The organism is Szabonella alba (assembly GCF_016765775.1).
Lineage (GTDB): Bacteria > Pseudomonadota > Alphaproteobacteria > Rhodobacterales > Rhodobacteraceae > Szabonella > Szabonella alba.
This window is the reverse complement of record NZ_JAESVN010000001.1, coordinates 130,552-154,211: the sequence shown is the minus strand read 5'-3', so window position 1 is coordinate 154,211 and position 23,660 is coordinate 130,552. Positions and strand designations below refer to the sequence as shown.

Genomic DNA, 23,660 nt, shown 5'->3' with positions numbered 1-23,660 from the left:
GGCAACGAGGATGACGGAAATTGTCATTAATCCTCGGTTCACGATCTTGCGCCAATCTCGGGCCATGGAACGGAGTGAACCGACAGTGGTGGACGCACGCATCGACATGATGGACCGCCTCTCACGCGAAAGGCGGGCGCGGCTGGCGGCCGAAAGGCTGCTGGAACAGAAACAGCGCGAACTTTACGCCGCCAATGAAAAACTGGCGCTGCACGCGCGGTCCCTTGCCGAAGAGATCGTCGAGCAGCGCCATGTCGTGCGCGCCGCGCAATCCGAGGCCGAGGCGCTGAAGGGCCAGAATCTGCGTTTCCTGTCGGATCTGGAAAATGCCCATACCGCCGCCGTGATGGCCGAACGCCGCCTGCGCGATTCCATCGACACGATCCGCGACGGTTTTGCGGTTTTCGACGCAGATCTGCGCCTGATCGTGGCGAACCGCGCCTATCTGGCAGCCTTCAACGGGCGCGGTGTCGTGCCCGGCATGAGCTATGAACAGATCCTGCGCATAACCGGCAATGCCGGGCTGGTCGATATCGGTGCACGCACGACCGACGAATGGGTGGCCGAAATGCTGGCCCGCTGGGAAAGCGACCCGATCCTGCCCCTGGTCGTAAAATTCTCGAACGGCACCTGGGTGCGGCTGGTGGACCGGCGCGCGCGCGATGGCGATATGGTCAGCCTTGCACTGAACATCACCGACCAGATGCGGATCTGGGCTGCGATCGAGGCGCTGCCGGATGCCTTCGTGCTGTTCGACCGGGAGGAACGGCTGATCTCGTGCAACCAGCGCTATCGCGAAATGTTTCCCGACAGCGCGCCCGCAATGAAACCCGGCACCACGTTTGAGGATCTTCTGCGCCACGGGCTGGCCAATGGCCATGTCCCCACCGCCGTCGGACGGGAGGAGGAATGGCTGGCCGAACGCCTGCGCCGCTTCCGCGAGGCCGGGGAACCGATGGAAACCGAACTGGGCAATGGCCGCCATATCCTTGAATCCGATCAGGTCACCCCCGATGGCGGACGCGTCTGCCTGCGCACCGACATCACGCAACTGCGCGAACAGCAGGCCGCGCTGGAAGAGGCCCGCCGCGCCGCCGAGGCCGCCAATCGCGCCAAATCCGCCTTTCTGGCCAATATGAGCCATGAAATCCGCACCCCGATGAACGGGGTCGTCGGGATGGCAGAACTGCTTTGTGACAGCGAATTGTCCGAGGAACAGCGGCTTTTTGCCGAAACCATCCGCTCCTCGGGTGAGGCGCTGCTGGTCATCATCAATGATATTCTGGACTATTCCAAGATTGAGGCCGAGCGGCTGACCCTGCATCCCGAACCCTTCGATCTGGAACGCGTGATTCATGAGGTCGCGATGCTGCTGCAACCCCGCGCCCGGGCGCAGGGAATCGACCTGATGATTGATTTCGACATGTTCCTGCCCACGCGTTTCGTCGGGGATCCGGGTCGGCTGCGGCAGGTTCTGACCAATCTGATGGGCAATGCGGTGAAATTCACCCGCAAGGGCCATGTGCTGATCCGCGTCGTCGGGCTGGAGGTCAGGGACGGGCGTCAGCAATTGCACATCACGGTTGAAGATACCGGCATCGGCATCCCGTCGGATCAGCTTGACCATATCTTTGGTGAGTTCAATCAGGTCGAAAGCCAGACGAACCGCAAGTTTGAGGGCACGGGTCTGGGCCTTGCGATCACCCGCCGCCTGATCGAACGGATGGAAGGCGCGGTCTGGGTGGAAAGCGAACCGGGCAAGGGGTCGTGTTTCGGCTTTCGCGTGACGCTGCCCATTGCCGAAACATCCGGCCCCGCCCCCGTGCCGGTGATGCTGCGCCGCGCGCTGGTGGTCGATGACCAGTTCATCAACCGCACCATTCTTGAACGCCAGCTGACGACCTGCGGCATTGACGTCACGCTCTGCCGTTCGGGGGCCGAGGCGCTGGCGGTTCTGGCGCGCGACAGCGCCTTCGATGCGCTGCTGACCGATCACGAAATGCCCGAAATGACCGGTCTGATGCTGACCGAGCGGGTGCGCGCGGCGGGGCATGACCTGCCCATCGTGCTGCTGTCGTCAAACCCGGCCGAGGCGCGTCAGGGGCCGGGCAGCGACCAGCTGACCGCAGTGATCCAGAAGCCGCTTCTGCGCGCCGATCTTTACCGCAGATTGCAGGCCCTGTCGGTTGCCGCCCCGCCCGAGGAGACGCTGCCCGAACCAGCCACCGCCCCCCTGACCCGCCGGATGCGCGTTCTGGCCGCCGAGGATAACCGCACCAATCAGCTTGTGTTCCGCAAGATGGTGAAGGATCTCGATATCGACCTGACATTCGCCAGCAATGGCAATGAGGCGGTTGAATTCTTCCAGACCTTCCGGCCCGATCTGATCTTCATGGATATTTCCATGCCGGGAATGGACGGGCGCGAGGCCGCGCAGGCGATCCGGCAGCTTGAAGGCACAGCCGACAAGCGGGTTCCGATCATCGCCCTGACCGCCCATGCGATGGACGGGGATGAGCTGTCGATCCTCGCCTCGGGGATCGACCGCTACCTGACCAAACCGCTGCGGCGCTCGGCCATCTGCGACATTCTGGTGGAATTCTGCCCGGAAGACGCAAACCCCGTCCTTGTGGCCACGCCAGAGGAGGACATCGCCGCGACTGTCTGACACGCCAGAACCGAGCGGCAGGCAGCACCTGTCCAACACCCCCCGACAGGGGGAGCATTGTCGTGCCGATGGACCATGTCCGCGATCCGGGCTTTCCACCACAGACGCCACGGTCGGGGGCCTGCGGCTTGCCCCGCGACCGGCGCCCCCCCGCGCGGGATGTTCCGCGACAAAGACCAAGGGACGGGGCGGTGTGACGCGGCGCAGCATCTCAGGCGCGTATATGCATTGCTGTACCAGCCCTGCGCGCGGCAAACCGGCCTGCCCTGTGCACAGCTAACCGGATCGAATGCCGGTGATCCCAACGCCTTTATGGCCGTAGCTGCGGGCAAGCTGAATCACCGCATTCGTGCCGGACCGGAAACCGGACCGGCTGGCCATGACCGAGGCGACACCGCTGTCCGGATCGGGCGGTTCAACAACCCGGGGCAGAGAATGCCCGCGTCACGCCAGTGTTCGGTGCGGCACAAACCGGCCCCGAATGGAACCGTGGTCGGGGCTGAACGGCCTCAGATCAGCGGCCTGGGTTCGGGGCCTTCATTCTCGACCCCGCAATGATGGGCCAGCGTGGCCCGGTCCGGGATCTTCAGCCAGCCTTTCGACCAGTCGGCCCAGCCTGCGCGGCGGAACCGCGCCAATGTCTTGTTGGTATGAACCAGCGACAGGCCCAGTGCATCGGCCAGATCCTGCTGGCGAAAGGCCAGCGGAACGGCCATCCCGCGCGCCAGACCCGCCGCCATCTGCCGCGCATGCAACCGCAGCAGCGCCCAGCCCAGACGCTGCCCGGCATCGCGCTGCCCCAGCGTCGCAATGGCCTCTCCCAGAAAATGCTCTTCAACCGCGCCGATCCATGTCAACGCATAGGCGCGTTCGGGATAGGACCGGAACAGTTTCCACAGATCCGCGCGATTGAAGCGACACAGCCGCATGACAGTCGAGGCCGAGGCGGAATGTTTCATCTCTCCCATCAGCGATGCCTGCATACCGATGAAATCACCCGGCAGCAGAAAGTTGATCACCTGCCGCCGCCCGTCTTCCAGCGTCTTGTAGCGCGTCCCGGCCCCTTCCAGCACGGTGTAAAGCCCGCTGCTTCCATCGCCCTCGGACAGGAAGGTTTCCCCCGGCATCACGGTAATCTCACCCGCCTTGAATTCGCGCATGAATTCCAGTTCTTCCGCCGAGAAGGGCACGAAGAGGCCACAGTTGCGAAGCGGACAATCAAGACAATCAGTGGCCATGGAAAACATTCCCCTTTATGTCGTGGTTTAATGCAGTGACTGTGAAAAGGTTCCATCATCCATAAGTTGTAGATATGAAGAGGATGACAGGTGACACAAGAAAACAGGGCCTATCTCATCCTGACCGCTGAAATTCTGGTCGGTCAGGATATGGCCGAATGTATCGTCGAGACATTTCCGCAGGCCCGGCTGCTGATCTGCCATAATCTGGCAGAGCTGCGCCGGGACTTACGGACCATCGGCACCGCCGGGGGTCCGGAAGGGCTGGAGATCGCCTTTCTGGACTGTGCGGCAATCGCTCCGGACGAACGCGAAGCGATCCTGCAAGAGATCGAGGCATGTGGCGGCACGATCGTGCTGCTGGGGGTAAACGCGAGTGCGGCCAGCGCCTCCGATCCGGCACGGCGCGAAGGACGCCGCAATCTGCCGATGCCGTTTGACGCCTCCATGCTGCGCGCGCATCTGGCGTGATGATTGGGGGTCACCCGTAACGACAAAAGGCCAGCCCCTAGGGGCTGGCCTTTCACTTAGAATTGCCGCGATGCAGCATCGAACACGCATATAATCAGTCCGGTCGAGGCACGTCTCGGCGGTCAGACGATCCGCGAAACTGCGGCAGGCTCGGCTAACCCAGGCTTACTAAACCAGTCCGATCAGATCAGCCCGATCACACCAGACGGTCGACAACCGCCTGTGCGAAAGCATCGATCATGACCTGATAGAAGCGTTCGGTATCAGCCAGAACCTCATCCATCGTCACGCCTTCCGGCAGGACCGGCATGGCCTGATTGACGTCAACGGTCAGTTCGAAGACCGAAAAACGGCTGGGATTGGCCTCGTTATCCATGCGGACCTGTCCGACCAGCCGGGTGTCGGCCAGACCTGCGGCCTCTTCGAAACCGCTGGACAGTTCGACCTCGGAGATATCGACCGAGATGCTTGTGCCATCTTCGGCAAGCTGCTCCGAAACCTTGGCGGCGATGGCCGCTTCCAGATCGGCGGGAAGATTGGCCCAATAGGCGGCAGCCTTTTCATTCGAAACGGCGGTCAGATCTGCCTCGACCATGACGTCTTTCACGGTCAGCGTATCCTGCGCCATGGCGGTGCCGCCCAGCAGCAGGGCCGTCGCAGTCATTGCAGCAAATTTGCGAAACATATCAATACTCCATCATCGGGGGTGGAAGGCCCTGCCTGCCGGAAAATGCAGTTGCAGACAGCCTTGCCGATTGTGACAGGACAACGCGACCGGTTCGGAAAGGTTCCCCAGGATGCAGAAAACCCCGCCTTGCGGGCGGGGTTTTCAGGACACATTCAGGTGATCGACACGCGGTCGCGGATGTGACGCATTTTCAGTCGCGCGTCACGCGTTCAGCGTCTCGGTCGAGGCAAAGAACATCGCCTGCGAGACGGCGCTGCGCACCTGCTCCTCGGAATAGGGCTTGGTGATCAGAAAGGCCGGTTCGGGCCGTTCACCGGTCAACAGCCGCTCGGGGAAGGCGGTGATGAAGATGACGGGAAGATCGTCGCCCAGTTCGGCCAGAATGTCATTCACCGCATCCACGCCCGAGGAATTGTCGGCAAGCTGGATATCGGCAAGGATCAGGTCGGGCCTGCGCCGTCCGGCAAGCGCCACCGCCTCGGTCCGGGTGCGGGCGATGCCGACGATGGAATGGCCCATCTCGGTCACGATCGCGGAAATATCCATCGCGATAATCGCCTCATCCTCGATGATCATGACCTCACCGGTCACGGCTTCCTGCATCTCGTCCAGTGCGGTGTCGATCAGGACCAGCGCCTCGTCCCGGCCGATGCCCATGATCGACGCGACCTCTCCGGGGGTGAAGCCCTCAACGGTGTTGAGCAGCAGCGCCTCACGCGAGTTGGGCGTCAGACGTTCCATATGTTGCTGCGCAATTGTCGAGAAACGGCTGTCGGGTTCGCCCAGGGGCGCGCCCGCGCTGGACCAGACCAGATGAAAGGCACGGAACAGCCCCGTCTTCGGCGTCGTGCCGCGATCAAGGGCTGCAGGGTCGATCAGGATCGCCTCAAGCGTGGCGGCGGCATAGGTGTCGCCTGTGCCCTGACTGCCGGTCAGCGCGCGCGCGTAGCGACGCAGATAGGGAAGATGGGATCCGATGACGGATGAAAGATCCTGTTCCTGCGGATCGGTGTCGGGCTTGTTCACGTCGGGCATCTAATTTTAATCCTGTCACTGACGTTTTTCTGGGAACCAAACGCGTCATCATACGTTTGGTTCCCGCTCTCACTGAGAAATAGATCATTCCTGCAAGTAAACGTATGGTGCCATGTCAGAAGATCAACAGAAGTCTCGCCTGAAGCAAGAAATCGACAGCAACCTGAAGCGTGTCTATGACACTGTGCTACAGGAAGATATTCCTGATCGGTTCAAGGATCTTCTGGCCCAGTTGCGCGCCAAGGACAGCCAGCGGGAGCAGAAGTGATGAGCAACGCGTCTCACGATCCGCGCGACGGCCTTGTCGCGGCGCTGCCGTCGCTGCGCGCCTTCGCGATCAGCCTCACGCGCAATGTCGCGGCTGCCGATGACCTTGTTCAGGACACGGTGGTGAAGGCATGGACGCATATCGACAAGTTCCAGCCCGGCACGAATTTTCAGGCCTGGCTGTTCACGATCCTGCGCAACACCTTCTATTCCGACCGCCGCAAGACCAAGCGGGAGGTGGCCGATCCCGATGGCATCCATGCCGGAAGCCTTTCAGTACGGCCCGATCATGACGGCAAGCTGATCTTTGCCGAATTCGAGGCTGCCTTTGACCGGCTGTCGCCCGAACATCGTGAAGTGCTGATCCTTGTCGGCGCCTCGGGGTTCTCGGTCGAAGAAGCGGCAGGCATGATGAATGTCGCCGCAGGCACCGTCAAAAGCCGCGCCAGCCGGGCGCGCCGCCGTCTTGCCGAACTCATGGGCATGGCCGAGGGTGAGGACGTGCTGGCCGGTGTCGATGCGCAGACCATGGCCGTGATCGGCCGGTCTGGTCCCCCCCAGGCTGCATGAGAGTTCCGGAATGAAGCGATCCGCCCTGGGGCTGACGCAGAAACTTGGCTGGCGGCTGGGCTTTCTGATGGCAGCGACACTGCTGCCTCTGGGCATCATCGCCTATACGCAGACCTTCAACCTGAAACAGGAGGCGCAGGCCCGCACCGAGGCGGCGCTGACCGGCGCGACCCTGCGCGCCGCTTCGGCCGAGCTGGATGCCATCCGGCGCGCGCAGGGCCTTGTCGCGGGGCTTGCCCCGGCCATGCCCAGGCTGGTCGAGGATGTGCCCGGCTGCATTTCCGCGTTGAACAGCGCTGCTGATTTCGTGCGCGAAGCCTCGATCGTGGCCTTTGTTCCGGCCAGCGGCCTGATGGTCTGTTCCTCCAGCGGCGCGACCTATGACTATTCGCGCGAACCGCTGTTTCAGGCGGAACGCGGCAAGCTGGAGCCGTCTTTCGTCGTGGTGCCGCGCGGACCGGTCTCGGGCACCACGGTTCTGGGGGTGCTGCATCCGGTGATCTCGTCCGACGGACGCTATCTGGGCTATGTTTCGGTCTGGATGCCGCAGAATGAAATGGACGGGGTCGAGAAGATCTTCAATCTTCCCGGCGGATCGCAGGATCCGCTGCCGGTCTCGCTCTGGACCTTCGATGCCTCGGGCGGGGTGCTGACCGCCTCGGAAGGACGCGACCGGATCGACAGCCGCCTGCCGTTAAACCGCAATCTTGCCGATCTTGCGACCCCCGGCAGCAAATTGTTCCGCGACATGTCGATGGGCGGCGAGATGCTGACCTATTCGGTCGTGCCCGTCGAAGAGGGGCGGCTTTTCGTCATGGGAAGCTGGAACCAGAGCAGTCAGAGCACGCTGCGTGATTTCGGCATCAGCCCGACCTTCTTTCCGCTGATGATGTGGGTTGTCGGGCTGATCGTCGCGGTCTGGGCCTCGGAACTGCTGGTGCTGCGCCATATCCGCACGCTGAACCGGTCGATCCGGCGTTTTGCTGCGGGCGACCGTCACCGGCAGGAAATCGACATGCGCGGCGCGCCGGTCGAATTGCGGGAAATGGCCGAGGCCTATCTGTCGATGACCGACAGCATCACGCAGGATGAGGCGAAACTTGAGGACTCGATTCATCAAAAGGAAGTGCTGCTGCGTGAGGTCCATCACCGGGTCAAGAACAACCTGCAACTGATCGCCTCGATCATGAACATGCAGATGCGCCAGTCCCGCACACCCGAGGCGAAGTTTCTGCTGAAGGGGTTGCAGGACCGGGTCATGAGCCTTGCGACCATCCATCGTGGACTTTACCAGACCAGCGGCCTTGTGGATGTGCGCGCGGATGAACTGCTGGCCGATATCGTGCGCCAGATCATGAAATTCGGCGGCGGGACCAGCCGCACGCTGGAGGTTGAACAGGATTATGACGATATCCGGCTGCCGCCCGATCAGGCCGTGCCGCTGTCGCTGCTGCTGACCGAGGCGATGACCAATGCGCTGAAATATGTCGGCCGTCCCGATGCGCATATCAATCCGATGATCCGCGTGCGTCTGAAACGGATCAAGGGCGATCAGGCGGTGCTGGAGGTCCTCAACACGGTGGGCGATCAGAAATCCCGCCCGCCCGAGGTCATGCTGACCAGCACGGGGCTGGGGTCGCAACTGCTGGTGGCCTTCTCGCAGCAGATCGGCGGCACGCTGCAACAGCAGGAAGAAGAGGATCATTACCGCCTGTCAGTGACCTTTTCTCCGAAACCCCTCGATGTGGCGGATACCGCAGAGGATGGGGATGAAGAGACAGACAACCCGACCGGGCAGGAGGGCTGAACGATGCGCCCCCCCGAACCCGGGACGCCAGAACCCGAGGTGACAGCCGCCGACGAAACCGGCAGCTACCTGCCGCAGCAGGATGCGGCGCGGCGTCTGCGGGTTCTGGTCACTGCCGCTGAGGCCTATCCGGCACTGGAACGCGCCTTTCTCGAGGCAGAGACCGAGATCCATGGCAGTTTTCTGGTCTTTGACCTTTCGACACGGCTGCGCTCGGACGAGGCGCGCAAGATCGGGCGGACATGGTTCGATCTTGTCGTGCATGTGCTGCGTCGCGGCGTCGCGATCCATTTCACGATCAGCGATGTCGACGGGATCGGCCGGCCGGTGATGCATCGCGCCGCGTGGAAATCGATGCGGATGTTTTCGGCGGCAGCGGCTGTCGCCGGGCCCGGGGCACGGCTGGTGGTGCGCGCGGCCCGGCATCCCGCCCGGACGGGTCTGGGCATACGCATGCTGATCTGGCCCTATGTGGTCAAACGACTGTTCGGCGTCGCGCGGGATCTGAACCGCCTGCCCCCCGAACTGCGCCGCGCCGCGCTGCGCGATATGCCCGATGCCGAACGGCTGATGCATTTTGCGCCGGATGGCCATGTCCGTCCCCGGATCTGGCATCTGCCCGATCTTTTCCCGCTGACCCATCATCAGAAACTGGCCGTGATCGACCGCCGCATCCTGTATATCGGCGGGCTGGATCTGGATGAACGCCGTTTCGACACGCCCGGACACCGGCAGAATGCCGATCAGACATGGCATGATGTTCAGGTCATGATCGAAGGCCCGGTCGCCCTTGCGGCGCAGTCCCATCTGGAACGGTTTCTGACCTCGGTTTCCGACAGTGACGAGGATCCGCCGCGACCGCCCTTTCTGCGCACCTTGTCGCGTCGCCGGACCTTTGCGCCCTTCCGCTTTGGTCCGGCCCGCAAGACGACCGAGATCGCCGAGGCGCATCATGCGCTGATCCGGCGCAGCCGCCGGTTGATTTATCTGGAAACCCAGTATTTCCGCGATCGCAAACTGGCCCGCGCGCTGGCCCGGCAGGCCGCGGCCGAGCCGGATCTGGAACTGATCCTGATCATCCCCGCCGCCCCGGAAGAGGTGGCCTTTTCCCGCAGGCCGGGATCGGATTCCCGGCTGGGAGAGTTCTTGCAGGCGCGCTGCCTGCGCATCGTGCGCAAGGCCTTCGGCAGGCGGCATCTCGTGCTGTCCCCGGCGCAGACGCGACCGGCCCCTGCCCTGCCCCCGCTGGACGAAGACGAGGATATCGGGACAGATGAACACGGGATCGCCGAACGCGCCAGCCTGAAGAACGCGCCCATCGTCTATGTCCATGCAAAGGTCTCGATCTTTGATGACAGCGCCGCGACCGTCTCTTCGGCCAATCTCAACGGGCGCAGCCTTTACTGGGATACCGAGGCGGGTGTTCTGCTGGAGAACCGCGAGGATGTAACCTATCTGCGCGACCGGGTGATGCGCCACTGGCTGCCCGATGATGCGGAACCGGAATTCCTGAACCCCGAAACGCTGCTGGCAAACTGGCGCAGGCTGGCATGGTCCAATGCGCGGCTTGCGCCGCAGGATCGCCGGGGATTTCTGCTGCCGCATGATTTCGCGGCGGCGGAACGCTTCGGCCTGCCCCTGCCGATCATCCCCGAAGAAATGGTCTGAGCGCCGCCAAACGCGGTCGGGCCGGAAAGGTTCCGGAAATAAGATCCGGAACCACCCGCGGCACCCCTGCGTTGATCCGTCGAAGCAACCAGTCAAAGGAGTACACCATGAACCGCGACCAGATCGAAGGAAAGTGGAAAGAACTCAAAGGCAAGGCCAAAGAGACCTGGGGCGATCTTACCGATGATGAGATCGACCGCATGGAAGGCAAGCGCGACCAGATGGTCGGCGTGATCCAGCAGAAATACGGCAAGGCCAAGGCCGATGCCGAGCGTGAGGTGGATGACTTCATCGCGCGCAGCTGACGAGTGAAAGGGTGGGTTGGCCTCGTACCTGCCCAAACGTATCAGTAAGACCAGCCAGACGGCCTGCAGAGCGATCTGTGGGCCGTTTGTGCATCGCTGTGCATCCGCGCGCTTGCAGCCCATACTCAAGGTGCAGCCATCCGGGCGGGATGCCCGGCCCTGACCGCTGATCCGTGTGCCACGACTCTGGAAGACCAGAACGCGGGAAGAGCAGACCACGCAGATCAAAAAAGAACCGTCACCGCCACAGGGAACCAGACACAGGGAACCAGAGCCCGGCCCGCCGCGTTTGCCTGTTACGAAGCCAGTAAAATTAAAGAATGTAGGAAAGGACTTGGAAATGCTTGGATGGGCGCTGACTTTTCTTGTGGTTGCATTGATCGCGGCCGCGCTGGGTTTTGGCGGGATCGCCGGGGCCTCTGCCGGGATCGCGCAGATCCTTTTCGTGATCTTCCTGATCCTGTTTGTCGTGGCAATGGTCGCACGCGCCGTGCGGGGCAAGCCCCCCGTGTGACGTGACATGCGCCGCAACGACCCCAAGGCCCCGGATCCCTCGCCGGGGCCTTGGGCATTTCAGGGGGCCATTTCAGGGCCCTTTATGCGATTAACGCTCGCGCAGGGCCTCACGCGATTTGTAAAGTGGCTTGGTCAGATAGGTCAGCACCGTCTTGCCGCCGGTCTGCAATTCCACCTCGGCCTGCATGCCGGGGCGGATTTCCAGTTGGGACTGACGCCCGGACAGGTTCGACAGATCCACTGAAACCATGACCTTGTAATGCGGATCGCCATCCGCCGCGCGGGATCGCTCATCGGTGAATGTATCGGCCGAAACCAGCGTGACCTTGCCCTGCAGCGAGCCGTAAATTGTGTAATCATAGGCCGACAGCTTGATCGTCGCGGTCTGTCCGGGCTGCACGCTGGCAATGTTTTCGGGCCGGACCCGCGCCTCAATGAACATCTCCCCGTCCAGCGGCACGATCTGCAGGATCTCCTCACCTGGGCGCACCACGCCGCCGATGGTCGTCACCGACAGCTTGTTTACCACGCCGCGCATCGGGGCGGTCAGCGCCGTGCGGTTCAACTGATCCTGCGCTGCCGTCAGGTTCTGGCGGAGTGAGGTCAGGTCTTTCAGCGTGTCGGAAAATTCCTTGGCGCGTTCCAGTTCCATCTGGGTGATCGTGTCGGAATAGCGGTTCTCGGCATCGCGATGCGCCTTGCGGGCGCGCGTGACCTCGATCAGCGGCGCGACCTCCAGTTTCAGCATGCGTTCCAGCAGGTCCAACTCGTTCGCAGCCTGTTCCAGAACCTGTTTCGCCCCCTCGCGCCGCGCGATGAAATCCCCCTGCCGCGCCGCCAGCAACCCGCGTTCGGATGCGGTGATCTGGGGCAGCCGCGCGGCCAGTGCCGCAGGCGGGTCGAAATCGGACCTGCCCGCCATTTCGGCCTCAAGCCGGTGTTTGCGGATCTCAAGCCCTGCGATCTGGTCCTGCAATTCATCGACGGCGGACTGGTATTGCGTGCCGTAAAGCCGGGCCAGCGTCTGGCCAGGTTCGACTGTGTCGCCCTCGGCCACGTTGAGCGCGGCCAGAATGCCGCCTTCCAGATTCTGGATGATCTGCGGACGGGAGGAGGAGACGACATTGCCCGGGGCGCGCACGATCTCATCCACCCAGGCGATGGCGGCCCAGAGGACGAAGATCACCACCGCGCCCGCGATGATCCAGATCATCCGCCCCGGGCGACGCATCCGGTCGTCCAGATCATGGTCGATCGTGGTCATCATCCGCCCTGTCCCCCAGCGATCTGGCCCCCCGGTGTGCCGGCGGCGGGTTGCGTCTTGTTCAGATGCGCCAGAACCGCCTCACGCGGGCCATCCACGGCCAGCCGCCCGTTCTGCAGGATCAGCGTCCGGGTCGTCAGGTGCAGGATCGGCACGCGATGGGTCGCGATCACCGCCGTGCGCCCCTTCAGCCAGCCCGCCAGACGGCTGACCAATGTGGCCTCAAGCGTCTGGTCCAGCGCTGCGGTGGGTTCATCCAGCAGCACGATACGCGGATCCTGCAACCACAGCCGCGCCCAGCCAAGGCTTTGGCGCTGGCCGACCGACAGCCCCTCCCCCAGTTCGCGGATCTCAAGATCCAGACCACGCGGATGGTTGCGCACGAATTGCCCCAGCCCCGCAAAATCCAGCGCGGCGAACAGACGGTCATCATCGCGTTCCAGCAGCGTCATGTTCAGGTTGTCGCGAATGGTGCCCGAGAACAGCCGCACATCCTGCCCCAGATACCCGATGCCCCGCCGCAGGTCGCGTGGATGGATCTGGCCCATATCGACATTGTCCAGCAAGATGCGGCCCGCCGTCGGTTCATAAAGCCCGGCAAGGATGCGCAGCAATGTCGATTTGCCCGACCCGTTGGTGCCCAGCACCGCGACATGCTGCCCTGCCGGGATGGAACAGCCCTGAATCTCGACCGTCGCAGGCAGGTCGGGCGCATAGCGGAATTCCAGAAGCCGCATCTCGAAAGCGCCGCGTAGCGTTTCACGGCGCAGATAGCGGCGCGTCTCGTCAGCGGCCTGTTCCGCCTTGGCCACCGCATCAAGGCCGGTCAGCGCGGCCTTCACATTGGTCCAGCGCGCCAGAGTGGCCGACAACTGCGCCAGGGGGCCCAGTGTCCGGCCTGTCAGAATGCCGATGGCGATGATCGTGCCCATGGTGAAATCGCCCGCAAAGACCAGATAGGCCCCCGCCACCACCGCCATGACATAGGTGGCCTGCTGCACGCCCTGCGCCCAATAGGTCAGCGCCGAGGAAAGCTTGCGCTGTTCCGAGGATTTCACCGCCGACAGTGTGACCAGTTCCTGCCAAATCCTCTGAAACCGGTCCTCGCCCCGCTGGGTGGCGACGGTTTCCTGTTCATACACCGCTTCGTACAGCAGTTTGGCGGCCCGGTTCGACGCGCCCTGCGTGGCCTCGGTCAGCGCGATCATGCGTTTCTGAAACAGAAAACCCGGCAGCACCATCAGCGCACCACCGATCACCAGGATCCAGACCAGATTGCCGCCGATCGAGGCGACCAGCAGCAGAAAGATCAGGATGAAGGGAATATCGGCAATCGTGCCGATGGTCGATGCTGTGAAAAACTCGCGCACCGAACCGAATTCGCGCATCGCGCCGAAAATCTGGCTGGGCTGTTTTGCACCGGGGGCGGATTTCATGCCCAGCAATCGGCCCATCAGCCGCGCCTGAACCGTCAGTTCGATCCGCCGCCCCGTCGTGTCCATCAGCCCGGACCGCGCCATTTTCAGTGCGCCTTCCAGCATGACCGCGATCATCACGCCCAGCGCCAGCACCCAAAGCGTCGGTTCGGACTGATGCGGGATCACCCGGTCATAGACCTGCAATGAGAACAGCGCGACAGAAACCGCCAGAAGGTTCGCGACCATCGACCCTGCAGCAACCTCGACCAACTGGCGGCGATACTGCCGGAATTCGCCCCAGAACCAATGCGGCGCGGTGGCCTTTTCGCCATGGCGTATTTCCAGATCGGCCATGGTGATGCGGGCGCGCAGGATCTGCCCGGCATAGACCGGGGCAAAATCGGCAAGCGCGACCTCGGTGCGGTTGTCGGGGCAGGTCGTGTCGTAGATCTCGACCGTTTCATGGCTCTGGCCCAGAACCAGCACGACCTGACCGGATTTCATCAACGCGATGGCGGGCCAGTGATCGGGGTGCAGCGGCAGGATTTCGACCTTCGCCGTCAGCCCGCCGCCCCTCAGGGCCTGTGCCATCTCGCCAAGGCCCGGCCTGCCCGCCCCTGCCGCAAGCTGAATTTGTTCCAGAAGATCCACCGCCGACAGGTCCGCACCCAGCAGCCCGGCATAGACCGAGGCCAGTTCGGCCCGCGCCATGGCGCGGCTGGTATGACCCGGATCGCGCGCAGGTCCTGAGGGCGCAGGACGCAAGGACCGGGCGGCAGGGGTGGGCCCCCTGCCGGCATTCATGTCAAAGGATACGACCCGGTCATTCACATCCGGCTCCCATCCACCAGCACCCCGTTTTCCAGCCCTATCCGCAGCTGGGCCAGCGCCATGTCATAGGGCAGCGCTGCCTGATCGCGCTGCAGCCTTGCCCATGTCTCATACAGCCCCACCAGTTCCATCAGCGGACGGCGGCCCAGCGTGTATTGTTCGGTGAAGATCGCAAGGCTGGCCTCGGTCTGGCGCAGGACGGATGCGCCCTCGGCCTCGCGCGCCTGCAGCATCGCGATCTCGCGCTCCAGCGCCACGATCCGGCGGGCGGCCTCATCGCGGGCGCTGTCGATGCGGCTGGCGGCCACCTCCCCGGTCGCCTCCAGCGCGCGCAGGCTGGCGCCGGTGCCAAAGCCGAATCCTTCATCCGAGGCGCCACGCAATCCGCTGGTGATGCCACCTTCCGTGACATTGGCGCTGGCGGTCAGTCCGGGCAGCAGCCCTGCGCGCGCCATGCGAGCCTCGGCAACCATGCGCCGCCCCTCACCCTCGGCCTTCAGCACCGTCAGGGGAGCAGTGCCCGCCACCAGCGCATCGACGGGCGGCAGTCCCGCAAGCCCTGTCAAAGGCCGGTCCGTCATCGCCGCCAGTTCTGCCGCAGCCGTCGCCGCCTGTTGCCGGTCGGCCGAGGCGATGGCGCTCATCTCGGCGATCTTCTGCTGGATCACCCGTTCCTCGGACCGGTCCGACATGCCACCCTCGACGCGCAGCCGCATGATGCGGCCATAATCGCGCAGTTTCGTCACGCCCGCCTCGGCAAGTGCGGCCTGCTGTGTGGCCTTTTGCGTCGTGACGTAATGCACCAACCCCTCATGCACGCGCAGGTTCATCTCGGAGGACAGCGACACCGCCGCGACCTCGACATCCGCCGCCGCGAAATCGCGTTCGGCCTTGCGCCTGCCATTGTCGAAGATCACCTGCTCGACAAGGATTGACGCGACCAGCCCACCCAATGAGGTCAGATCGACCGAAGGCCCGATCCGCGGCAGCCAGTTCTTTGATTTCGCCTCGGCCTTCAGCCGCGCGACCCGCAGTTCCGCCGCAGCGCTGCCCTTGTTGGCGGTCAGGATCGCATCGGCGACCCGCGCATAGGCGCTGTCACGCGGCAGCACTGATTGCCGCGCGATCAGCCCCTCGATCAGGGTTGAACGCGCGTCCCCGCGTTCGGCATTGTCCTGCATCGCCAGCGCCATCTGCCCCTGACCGGGGCCAAGCGCATCGGTCGCACGGGCGGAACCTTGTTTTGCAACGCCGGGCAGGCCCACGCCCATACAGCCCGAAAGCAACAGGACCGAGGCAAGCAGCCCCAGACGCATGGCCGGGTTTCCCCAGCCATGCGCTTGTGTTCCGGGTTGTCCGGGCATGACCCCGTCCCCTCAGATCACCGTCTGGATGTCATCGTCCAGAAGCAACGTCGCGCCGTTCGATCCCAGCGTGTAGACCGTATAGGACTTGCCATCGACCATCTCGGTCCCGGTTTCCTCGGCCGGACCGGTGATCGTCACGCGGTCATCGCTGTCACCCTTGACCAGCAACCTGTTCTCGGTTCCGGTCATCGCGATCAGCTGATCTGCGCTGATCGTCAGCTGGGCATCGGGGGCCCAGCTGAGGTCAATCGCGCTGAGATCGAACTGGGCCAGTCCGGCGCGCGCGAGATCCACCGCCGTCGAGGTCGTGTTATCGACGATCATCAGGGTGGATGAGGAATTGCCTGCCGCGTCTTCGGTATTGACCACCAGATAGGACCCGTCCGGAACGGTCGTGTCGAACTCAAACTCGGTGATTTCGGGATTGCCGCGATAGGGGCCATCCTCGGCCCCGATCTGCACATTTGGTCCGTTCTGATCGACACGGATGAATTCATAGTTGTCATCCGTCGCTTCGGTGCGGATGCCATCCACAAGGCTGCCGATCTTGGAAAAGCCCAACACCTCGGGCGCACCGGGGGCCACCGTGTCCACAATCACGCTTTCGGTGAAGCTGGCGACGTTTCCGGCGCGGTCCGTGGCGGTCAGGGTGATGTCCAGCGCCGGGCCGCCCTCGCCCTGCGGCAGGTCGCCCGGTTCAAAGCGCACGCTCCAGCTTTGATCCTCGCCCACGGTCACGGTGCGGCTGGCCCCGTTCGCCAGTTCGATCACAACGGTTGATCCCGCCTCGGCCGTGCCGTTCAGGTCAAGCCCGTTCGCCACTTCCGCCGCATTCAGCATGCCGTCGCCGCCGATCATCCCGCCTTCGCGGGTGAAGGGATCAACGATGCGGTCAATCTCGACCATTTCGGTGATCGGGTCCGAGACATTGCCATAGCGGTCTGTCGCCACGGCCGTCATCGCAACCATGGTTTCCCCGGGTGGAATGTCGGCGGCGGGAATCGTCAGCGTCCATGTCCCGCCCGAAACCGTGGCCGGATAGGGGCCTGCATCCCCAAAGGTCACCAGAACCGAGGTGGCGCCCGCCTCAACCGTGCCGGTGACGGTCAGTCCCTCCTGTGCCTCTTCGTCATTCAGCACGTTATCGACACCGGTCGAGCGTGACGTGACGGCGAAATCGGTCACTTCAGTGTCGATCTGCAAGATGTGAGAGCCGGTGGCGACGTTGCCCGCCGGATCGGTCGCGCGGACGCTGACCATCTGGTCGGCATGGGTGCCGCGCGTGATCTCACTGCTGGCGAAATCCGCCGACCATGTGCCGTCTTCGTCAGCCATCACGTCGCGCGTGACGCCCTGGAACGTCACTTCGACCGCAGCCCCGGCCTCGGCGGTGCCGGTCAGGGTGATGCCACCATCCGCCTCGGCGCCCGAAACGACATCATCGCCGCCCGCCTGTCCGGCGTCGATGGCCACATTTGTCGAGCGGTCCACCATGAAGCTGCGCGTGTCGCTGTCGGTATTGCCTGCCGCATCGGTCGCGGTGACGGTTGCGGTGGTCATGCCATTTGCCACAGGGGCCGAGCCCGCCGGGAAGGTGACAGTCCAGCCGCCGGTGCCGTTGACCGTGGCAGGCAGGGTCGTGCCGTTCCATTCGACAGTGACGATCGTCTGCCCGGCCTCGGCCTGACCGGTAAAGGTGATTGCTCCGCCCGCCTCGTCATTGTTCACCACATCATCGCCCGCGATCAGATCGGTCGAGAAGGTGACTTCGGTGACCGTATCGACCACAACCGTATGGGTGGTGATGGTCGTATTGCCCGCCCGGTCCACGGTTGTCGCGGTAAAACTCCGGTCATGGTCACCGGTCTGGAAGGTGCCGGCGGGATAGGTCACGCTCCATTGGCCTTCGCCATTGGCGGTGACGGTCTGGCTGCTGCCCTCCATCGTGACGGTGACGGCGGCACCCGCCGTCGTGCTTCCGGTCACGTTGACGGCGCCCGCCGCCTCGGCGCCGTTGATCATGTCATCGCCCGTGACCGCATTGAAATTCAGCGGATGCGGCACGGTGTCGATATCCAGAACATCGGTGATGACGGTCTGGTTGCCCATGGGGTCAGTCGCGGTAACGGTCACCGGTATCGTGTATTCCCCGCCCGCAACCTGCTCCTGCGAAAAATTGACAGTCCATGTGCCGGATTCGGAAACCGTGGTGGTGCGCACATGTTCACCGACCTTCACCTCAATGGCCGCGCCGGGTTCGCCCTCACCGGCAAGGGTCACGCCATCGGCGTAATCGTCAAGGTTCTCGATATGACCCACGCTTTGCGTGCCTTCGGTCACCGAGACATCCGGCGGAGTCATGTCGATGACAAAGGTCGGACCGTCCAGTTCTTCGGGCCCGAAATCGGGACCGGTGACCACAACCTCGGCCTCATGCGTGCCGTCCTCGGGAAAATTGTCGCCCTCGAACCCGACCTCCCAGGTGCCATCCTCGTCAATGGTGGTCGTCTGCTCTTGGTCGCCCACGGTGACGACAACGGTATCGCCCGGTTCACCGGTGCCCGAAACGATGACCTTTGGATCCTCGGTATTCGTCGTCAGCTCCGAAGTGCTGTCCGGTTCGTTCACGGTGGGTGTCGCGCGCCCCGGGCCGCTGCCGCCGCCCCCGCCGCCGATCAAGCCGCCGATGATCGCGCCGCCGCCGATGATGGCCGCCGCCGCGCCGGCACCGCCCAGACCCAGCAAGCCCGGCACGAAGGCCCCCATGCCGACAGTATCATCCGAATAGGCCTCGGTCGCGGCAAGGGCGTTGTCCTCGACAAAGCGCAGACCGTCGAGCTGCGAATATTTGCTCCAGGTATCTGCCGGACCATAGCTGGCATACATCAAGCCATTGCCGCCATCGGTCAGATTGACCTCGGTCACCTCACCGTTTGTGCTGAGATAAAGCCGGTTGTCCTGCCCGGCATCAGCATCGAAGAAACCGCTGAGAACGACCGACCGCCCGTCGGTCAGCTTGAGGACAAGATCATTGCCCTTGCGTTCATAGGCCAGAACGCTGCTGCGGGAAAGATTGAGCGATACCGCCTCACCCGAACCGAGCTGTATGAATTCGCTGCCCCCGTCGCCAGCCACCTGGCCACGCACGATACCACCCGCAGAATTGCGGACGGCGAAATCAATCGCCTTTACCATAACACTACTCCGCCTCACTGCCGGGTTCATTGGCGACCCGGCCATCTGATTGGGGCATTTTTGCCCTATTGCTGCCTCATTACGGCCTTTTATTTTCTCATTCTAGTGTTTTTGTCCGAACCGTTGTCAAAAACGGACAATTGTGCTCTGCGAGACCCAGCGCTGGCTGGGATATATCCTGCGTGGACAACTTGTGGCTGCAATCCCTTTCGCCTTTTCCCCGTTCTGCTAGTCTTGCCAGAATGAACGACCGGTACAGATTGGCACCGACGGGTCAGGAAGGGCATGGCAACGGCATGAAGCTGGTATTTTCCGGGGCAAGCATCTTTGACGGGCTGAGACTGCATGAGAATTGCGCCCTGACCGTCGAGAACGGAAGCGTCACCGGAATCGGGCCGGTGCCGCCCACGCCAGATGTCGTGCTGCCGGGCGGAATTCTGACACCCGCCTTTGTCGATCTGCAGGTCAATGGCGGTGGCGGGATCATGGTTGATGGCGAGGCCGATGCAGGACGGCTGGCCGCGATCTGTGCAAGCCATATCCTGCAGGGCTGCGCGGGCGTTCTGCCGTCGCTGATTACTGATACGCCAGCGGCAACGCGCCATGTGATCGACGCCGCCATCGCCGCCGCGCAGGCCAATGTGCCCGGCTTTCTGGGCCTGCATCTGGAAGGGCCGCATCTGGATCCGCGCCGCGCCGGCGCGCATGATGCCGCGCTGATCCGGCCCATGGCCGCCGAAGACCTTGAAATCCTGTGTGATGCGGCGGGCCGATTGCCGGTTCTGATGGTCACATTGGCACCCGAAGCCGTCTCGCCCGGTCAGATCACCGCCCTGACCCGGGCGGGGGTGCTGGTTTCATTGGGGCATAGCGAATGCAGCATGGCCGAAGCGCGGGCGGCGATTGCCGCCGGGGCGGCCTGTGCGACGCATCTGTTCAACACGATGGGCCCGATGACCGGGCGCGAACCCGGCCTTGCGGGCGCACTTCTGGACAGCGCGTTGCCGGCCGGGCTGATTGCCGACGGGTTGCATGTCGCCCCAGCCATGCTGCGTATCGCCATGGCCGCGCGGCCCGATGGGCTGTTCCTTGTTTCGGCCGCCACCTGTTTCGCGGGCACCGATCTGTCGGAATTCACCATGGGCGGGCGGCGGGCCGAGCGGCATGCGGGGCGCATCTCCTTGCCGGATGGAACGCTGGCGGGCAGTGATCTGCGGCTGGACCGTGCGATTTCGGTGATGGTCCGGCATGCGGGCATCGCCCCCGAACGCGCGCTGGCAATGGCGACCTCGGTTCCGGCGGCGCTGATCGGGGTCGGTCACCGGCTGGGACATCTGAAACCGGGGCGCCGCGCCGATATGGTGCATCTGGACAAGGATCTGGCGCTGTCGGGCATCTGGTGGGGCGGCATGGCGCTTTGACCACCCGCCACCATGACCGTCCGACACCATGCAATTGCGTCTTGCGCGCATTGGGCCCGTGCTTGAACAGCCTGCCCCCGAAACCGGGGCGAAACAGGTCGGGCCATAAACGAGAAAGGATCGCGCCCCGTCAGCGCGACCCTTTCCGAGTTCCAAGGAGATGGGCCAGTTAGAGTTGCAACAAGCCCAATCGGTGGTCTGTATACCTAAGGGATTGCCCTTAGAAAACACGCCTCCCGACTGTCCCGACACCTCTCTCCAATATCACTCTAGACACTGGATCACCTCCTTTCAAAATGTTGCCGATAGGGGGAGCCTGACACAGATTTTGTGTTTGGCAAGAGTTTTTATACCGTCCGTGGCATCAATCGCTGAACGATAAGGCGAAACGGCACCAGTGCAATCAGCGCAAGCCCAAGTTTTACGCTCCAGTCGGCCAGCGCCAGTGAAACCCACAGCGGCAGGACCGGCCCGAAGCCCAGCAGGGGCAGGGCTTCATTGGCCCAGGACACGTCATTCGCAGGTTCGATCCAGACCAGCGACGCGGAAAAGGCCAGGGTGAAGAAGATCGCCGTATCGACCGAGGATCCCAGCAAAGTCGAGGCCAGCGGCGCCCGCCACCAGCGCCCCCCGCGCAGCCGGTCGAAGATCGCGACATCCAGCAGTTGTGCCGTCAGAAAGGCCAGCCCCGACGCAATCGCGATGCGCCACGTCACCAGCGGGCCGAACTCACCGCTGATCTGCGTGCCGATCAGCGAACAAAGCACGCCGGTCACGAAACCTGCGAACACCACGCGCCGAGCGGCGGCAGGGCCATAGACGCGGTTCATCACATCGGTGACCAGAAAGGCCAGCGGATAGGTGAAGGCCCCCCAAGTCAGCCATTGGCCGAACAGGAACTGCACAAGGATATTCGAGGCAAGCACGATGGCGGCCATGGCAAGGATGCCGGGCAGCAGCGGGATGGACGACCTGACGTCGCCGGGATGGGATCGGGGCATAGCTGTTTTCCGTTTTGACAAGGTCGCGGAGACTTGGCCCCCGGCGAGCCCGGGGACGGGCGCGCATTAGGCCGCCAATTTCAGATCGTCAAGGGCCCGCGTGATGCGGGACGCTTTACGGGGCTTCAATCGGCAGTTGCCGCGCCCAGCCGGTATTCGACAATCTCTGTCCGCTGAAAGCGGATGAAATTGTCATCCGAAACCATACTGGCGACGATCCGCCCCTGCGCATCACGCCAGACCGACAGCCCTTCCAGATTGTCATGACGTCCCGGCGGGCTTTGCATTTCCGGGCGCGCGTCAGTCAGGGCATCGCCCATCAGCGCGAAACTGCGCAGCCGTGACGCAAAGCCAAGAAAGCCCCGCCAGGGGGTGAAGCTGCGTTCCAGCACATACAGCCGCCCATCCGGCCCGAAATCTGCCGCAACCGGCAGGAAGGCGCCGTCGCGCGGGATCGACAGGTCGCGGTCCCAGACGCCCTTGCGGAACCGGTAGACCGGAAAGGGCCGGTCGGCAGCGCCCGAGCGTTCGGGGATCGTGTAAAGCGTGCCATCCGGCCCGATGGCCAGCGCCTCCAGCGCGGAATTGATCCCCATCTGCGCGAAATCGGGATGGCGCGGCAGCGGATGGGCCGGGCCATGCGGGGCGGGATAGCGCCAAACCCGGGCGATGCCTTCGAAACTGACGACAAAGCCGCCTCTGGGCAGCAGGGCCAGCCCCTCGGAATCGCGTTGTTTCGGCGGCAGCGGCCCGCCATCCGGCCCTTTCAGCGCCTGAATCCCGGCAATCGCAACCCCGGCAATCGCGCCGGTGTCATCGCGCCGGATCGTGCCATGCAGCCAGTCACCCCGGTCGGTCAGCGCGATGAACCCCCGCCCCGCCGGTCCCAGCTCAATCGCCGAGATCCCGCCAAAGCGCGGATCATCATCGGTCCAGCGATAGGCAGAATGCGGGATCTCGGGGCTGTTTCCCGCCGCAGCGCCCAGCCAGAGCAGCGAACCGGCGGCCAGCCCCGCGATCAGCGCGAGGCGAGAACGGTCTGACATTGTCCGGGCAGATCCGCCATGGTGAACTGGCGCGGGCCGCGCGGGCGCGGCGTCGCGGGTTTGGGTTGTTTCTCGGTCACCTTGGGCGGGTTCAGGTAATCGGTCACCCACCACATCAGCGTATCGTCACAGCCATTGCCGCCGTTTGACAATTCGCGCACCGTGGGCGTCTGGGTCTGGCAGGCGGTGGCGCCCGCCGGGCATTTCAGCCGCACATGGAAATGCGTGTCATGACCCGCGACGGGGCGGATCTTCTGCAGCCAGTCGCGGTCGGCGCGGGTTGCGGTCTTGCACATCTCGATCTTCACCGCTGCGGCCACGAAAATCCGGTCCACCCGGTTGTCCGAGGCCGCCGCACGCAGCAGCGCATGATGCCGGGGCGTCCAGTTGCGTGTGACCGAACGCTGATCGGCGGACCGCACCGGGATCGAACTGATGCTTTCGCGCTCGGCCCGGCTCAGGTTCAGGCGCGCGGGCGGCAGCATCCAGATATCGGCATCCAGCCCGATCTGATGGCTGGCATGGCCCGAGGTCATCGGCCCGCCGCGCGGCTGGCTGATATCGCCAAGATAAAGACCGTTCCAGCCGATCTGCGTTGCTGTCCGGCTGAGGTCCATCAGATACTGGATCATTTCGGGCTGGCCCCAGTTGCGGTTGCGCGACAGGCGCATGGCCTGCCATGTCGGCCCGGTTTCGGGCAGTTGCACATGACCCGCGCCGCAGCCCTTGGCATAGGACCCGATCGGCATGGGCGGCTGCAAGGATGCCTCGCTCTTGGCGCCGAACAACTGATTGGCCAGCGATTGCGCGCGCGCCTCGCCCGTCATCAGCAGCCCCGCCGCCAGTGCCGCCGCCACTGTCCATACTGCCCGCATTCCTGCCTC

General features: G+C 63.6%; 19 protein-coding genes. 9 read left to right on the top strand and 10 right to left on the bottom strand.

The window, feature by feature from the left end; all coding sequences use genetic code 11:
• Window positions 1-100: 100 nt before the first annotated feature.
• Window positions 101-2,668 (top strand): response regulator, encoded by a 2,568-nt coding sequence (locus JL811_RS00730; protein ID WP_202687142.1) that lies wholly within the window; start codon window positions 101-103, stop codon window positions 2,666-2,668.
• 509 nt (window positions 2,669-3,177) lie between these two features.
• Here the strand turns inward: JL811_RS00730 and JL811_RS00725 are convergent.
• Window positions 3,178-3,906: a Crp/Fnr family transcriptional regulator gene (locus JL811_RS00725; protein WP_202686307.1), complete on the bottom strand. Its 729-nt coding sequence runs from the start codon at window positions 3,904-3,906 to the stop codon at window positions 3,178-3,180.
• 90 nt (window positions 3,907-3,996) lie between these two features.
• Here JL811_RS00725 and JL811_RS00720 point away from each other — a divergent pair, with 90 nt between their 5' ends.
• On the top strand, window positions 3,997-4,377 hold the full coding sequence (locus JL811_RS00720) for a hypothetical protein (RefSeq protein ID WP_202686306.1): 381 nt from the start codon (window positions 3,997-3,999) through the stop codon (window positions 4,375-4,377).
• Between the two features lie 196 nt (window positions 4,378-4,573).
• Here JL811_RS00720 and JL811_RS00715 read toward each other — a convergent pair whose 3' ends face one another.
• The gene (locus tag JL811_RS00715; RefSeq protein WP_202686305.1) at window positions 4,574-5,062 is read right to left on the bottom strand and encodes a hypothetical protein; all 489 of its coding nucleotides are present in this window, start codon (window positions 5,060-5,062) and stop codon (window positions 4,574-4,576) included.
• Window positions 5,063-5,266: 204 nt separating this feature from the next.
• A complete protein-coding gene (locus JL811_RS00710; RefSeq protein WP_202686304.1) occupies window positions 5,267-6,100 on the bottom strand; it encodes a response regulator in 834 nt (277 codons plus the stop codon).
• Between the two features lie 112 nt (window positions 6,101-6,212).
• Between JL811_RS00710 and JL811_RS00705 the strand changes: the two genes are divergently transcribed.
• From JL811_RS00705 to JL811_RS00680, 6 genes are all read left to right on the top strand, one after another.
• Entirely contained in the window at window positions 6,213-6,368 is a 156-nt protein-coding gene (locus tag JL811_RS00705) for a NepR family anti-sigma factor (RefSeq protein WP_202686303.1), read from the top strand.
• Window positions 6,368-6,937: an RNA polymerase sigma factor gene (locus JL811_RS00700; protein WP_202686302.1), complete on the top strand. Its 570-nt coding sequence runs from the start codon at window positions 6,368-6,370 to the stop codon at window positions 6,935-6,937. Before JL811_RS00705 ends, JL811_RS00700 begins: the two co-directional genes overlap by 1 nt.
• Before the next feature lie 10 nt (window positions 6,938-6,947).
• On the top strand, window positions 6,948-8,744 hold the full coding sequence (locus tag JL811_RS00695; RefSeq protein ID WP_202686301.1) for a sensor histidine kinase: 1,797 nt from the start codon (window positions 6,948-6,950) through the stop codon (window positions 8,742-8,744).
• A gap of 3 nt (window positions 8,745-8,747) precedes the next feature.
• Window positions 8,748-10,412 carry a phospholipase D-like domain-containing protein gene (locus tag JL811_RS00690; RefSeq protein ID WP_202686300.1) on the top strand — a complete coding sequence of 555 codons (1,665 nt, stop codon included), beginning with the start codon at window positions 8,748-8,750 and terminating at the stop codon, window positions 10,410-10,412.
• A gap of 107 nt (window positions 10,413-10,519) precedes the next feature.
• A complete protein-coding gene (locus JL811_RS00685) occupies window positions 10,520-10,717 on the top strand; it encodes a CsbD family protein (protein ID WP_202686299.1) in 198 nt (65 codons plus the stop codon).
• Window positions 10,718-11,057: 340 nt separating this feature from the next.
• The gene (locus tag JL811_RS00680) at window positions 11,058-11,231 is read left to right on the top strand and encodes a DUF1328 domain-containing protein (protein WP_202686298.1); all 174 of its coding nucleotides are present in this window, start codon (window positions 11,058-11,060) and stop codon (window positions 11,229-11,231) included.
• A 90-nt stretch (window positions 11,232-11,321) separates the two neighbouring features.
• Here the strand turns inward: JL811_RS00680 and JL811_RS00675 are convergent, their stop codons facing one another.
• The 4 genes from JL811_RS00675 to JL811_RS00660 are packed head-to-tail and all read right to left on the bottom strand — an operon-like array spanning window position 11,322 to window position 19,308.
• The gene (locus JL811_RS00675; protein WP_202687141.1) at window positions 11,322-12,497 is read right to left on the bottom strand and encodes an HlyD family type I secretion periplasmic adaptor subunit; all 1,176 of its coding nucleotides are present in this window, start codon (window positions 12,495-12,497) and stop codon (window positions 11,322-11,324) included.
• Window positions 12,497-14,719 carry an ATP-binding cassette domain-containing protein gene (locus JL811_RS00670; RefSeq protein WP_202687140.1) on the bottom strand — a complete coding sequence of 741 codons (2,223 nt, stop codon included), beginning with the start codon at window positions 14,717-14,719 and terminating at the stop codon, window positions 12,497-12,499. The genes JL811_RS00675 and JL811_RS00670 overlap by 1 nt, the downstream gene beginning before the upstream one ends.
• Window positions 14,720-14,742: 23 nt before the next feature.
• Window positions 14,743-16,110 (bottom strand): TolC family protein, encoded by a 1,368-nt coding sequence (locus JL811_RS00665; protein ID WP_202686297.1) that lies wholly within the window; start codon window positions 16,108-16,110, stop codon window positions 14,743-14,745.
• Between the two features lie 12 nt (window positions 16,111-16,122).
• Window positions 16,123-19,308, bottom strand: coding sequence for an Ig-like domain-containing protein (locus tag JL811_RS00660; protein WP_202686296.1), 3,186 nt, complete (start codon window positions 19,306-19,308; stop codon window positions 16,123-16,125).
• Between the two features lie 296 nt (window positions 19,309-19,604).
• On the opposite strand from JL811_RS00660, the gene JL811_RS00655 reads away from it, so the two are divergent.
• Window positions 19,605-20,729 (top strand): N-acetylglucosamine-6-phosphate deacetylase, encoded by a 1,125-nt coding sequence (locus JL811_RS00655; RefSeq protein ID WP_202686295.1) that lies wholly within the window; start codon window positions 19,605-19,607, stop codon window positions 20,727-20,729.
• Window positions 20,730-21,076: 347 nt separating this feature from the next.
• On the opposite strand, the gene JL811_RS00650 is transcribed toward JL811_RS00655, so the two are convergent.
• The 3 genes from JL811_RS00650 to mepA form a co-directional block, all read right to left on the bottom strand.
• Window positions 21,077-21,730 carry a queuosine precursor transporter gene (locus JL811_RS00650; RefSeq protein WP_202686294.1) on the bottom strand — a complete coding sequence of 218 codons (654 nt, stop codon included), beginning with the start codon at window positions 21,728-21,730 and terminating at the stop codon, window positions 21,077-21,079.
• A 125-nt stretch (window positions 21,731-21,855) separates the two neighbouring features.
• Window positions 21,856-22,776, bottom strand: a complete 921-nt coding sequence (locus tag JL811_RS00645; protein ID WP_202686293.1) for an esterase-like activity of phytase family protein — start codon at window positions 22,774-22,776, stop codon at window positions 21,856-21,858.
• Entirely contained in the window at window positions 22,749-23,651 is a 903-nt protein-coding gene (gene mepA / locus JL811_RS00640) for a penicillin-insensitive murein endopeptidase (RefSeq protein WP_202686292.1), read from the bottom strand. Before mepA ends, JL811_RS00645 begins: the two co-directional genes overlap by 28 nt.
• Window positions 23,652-23,660 lie beyond the last annotated feature (9 nt).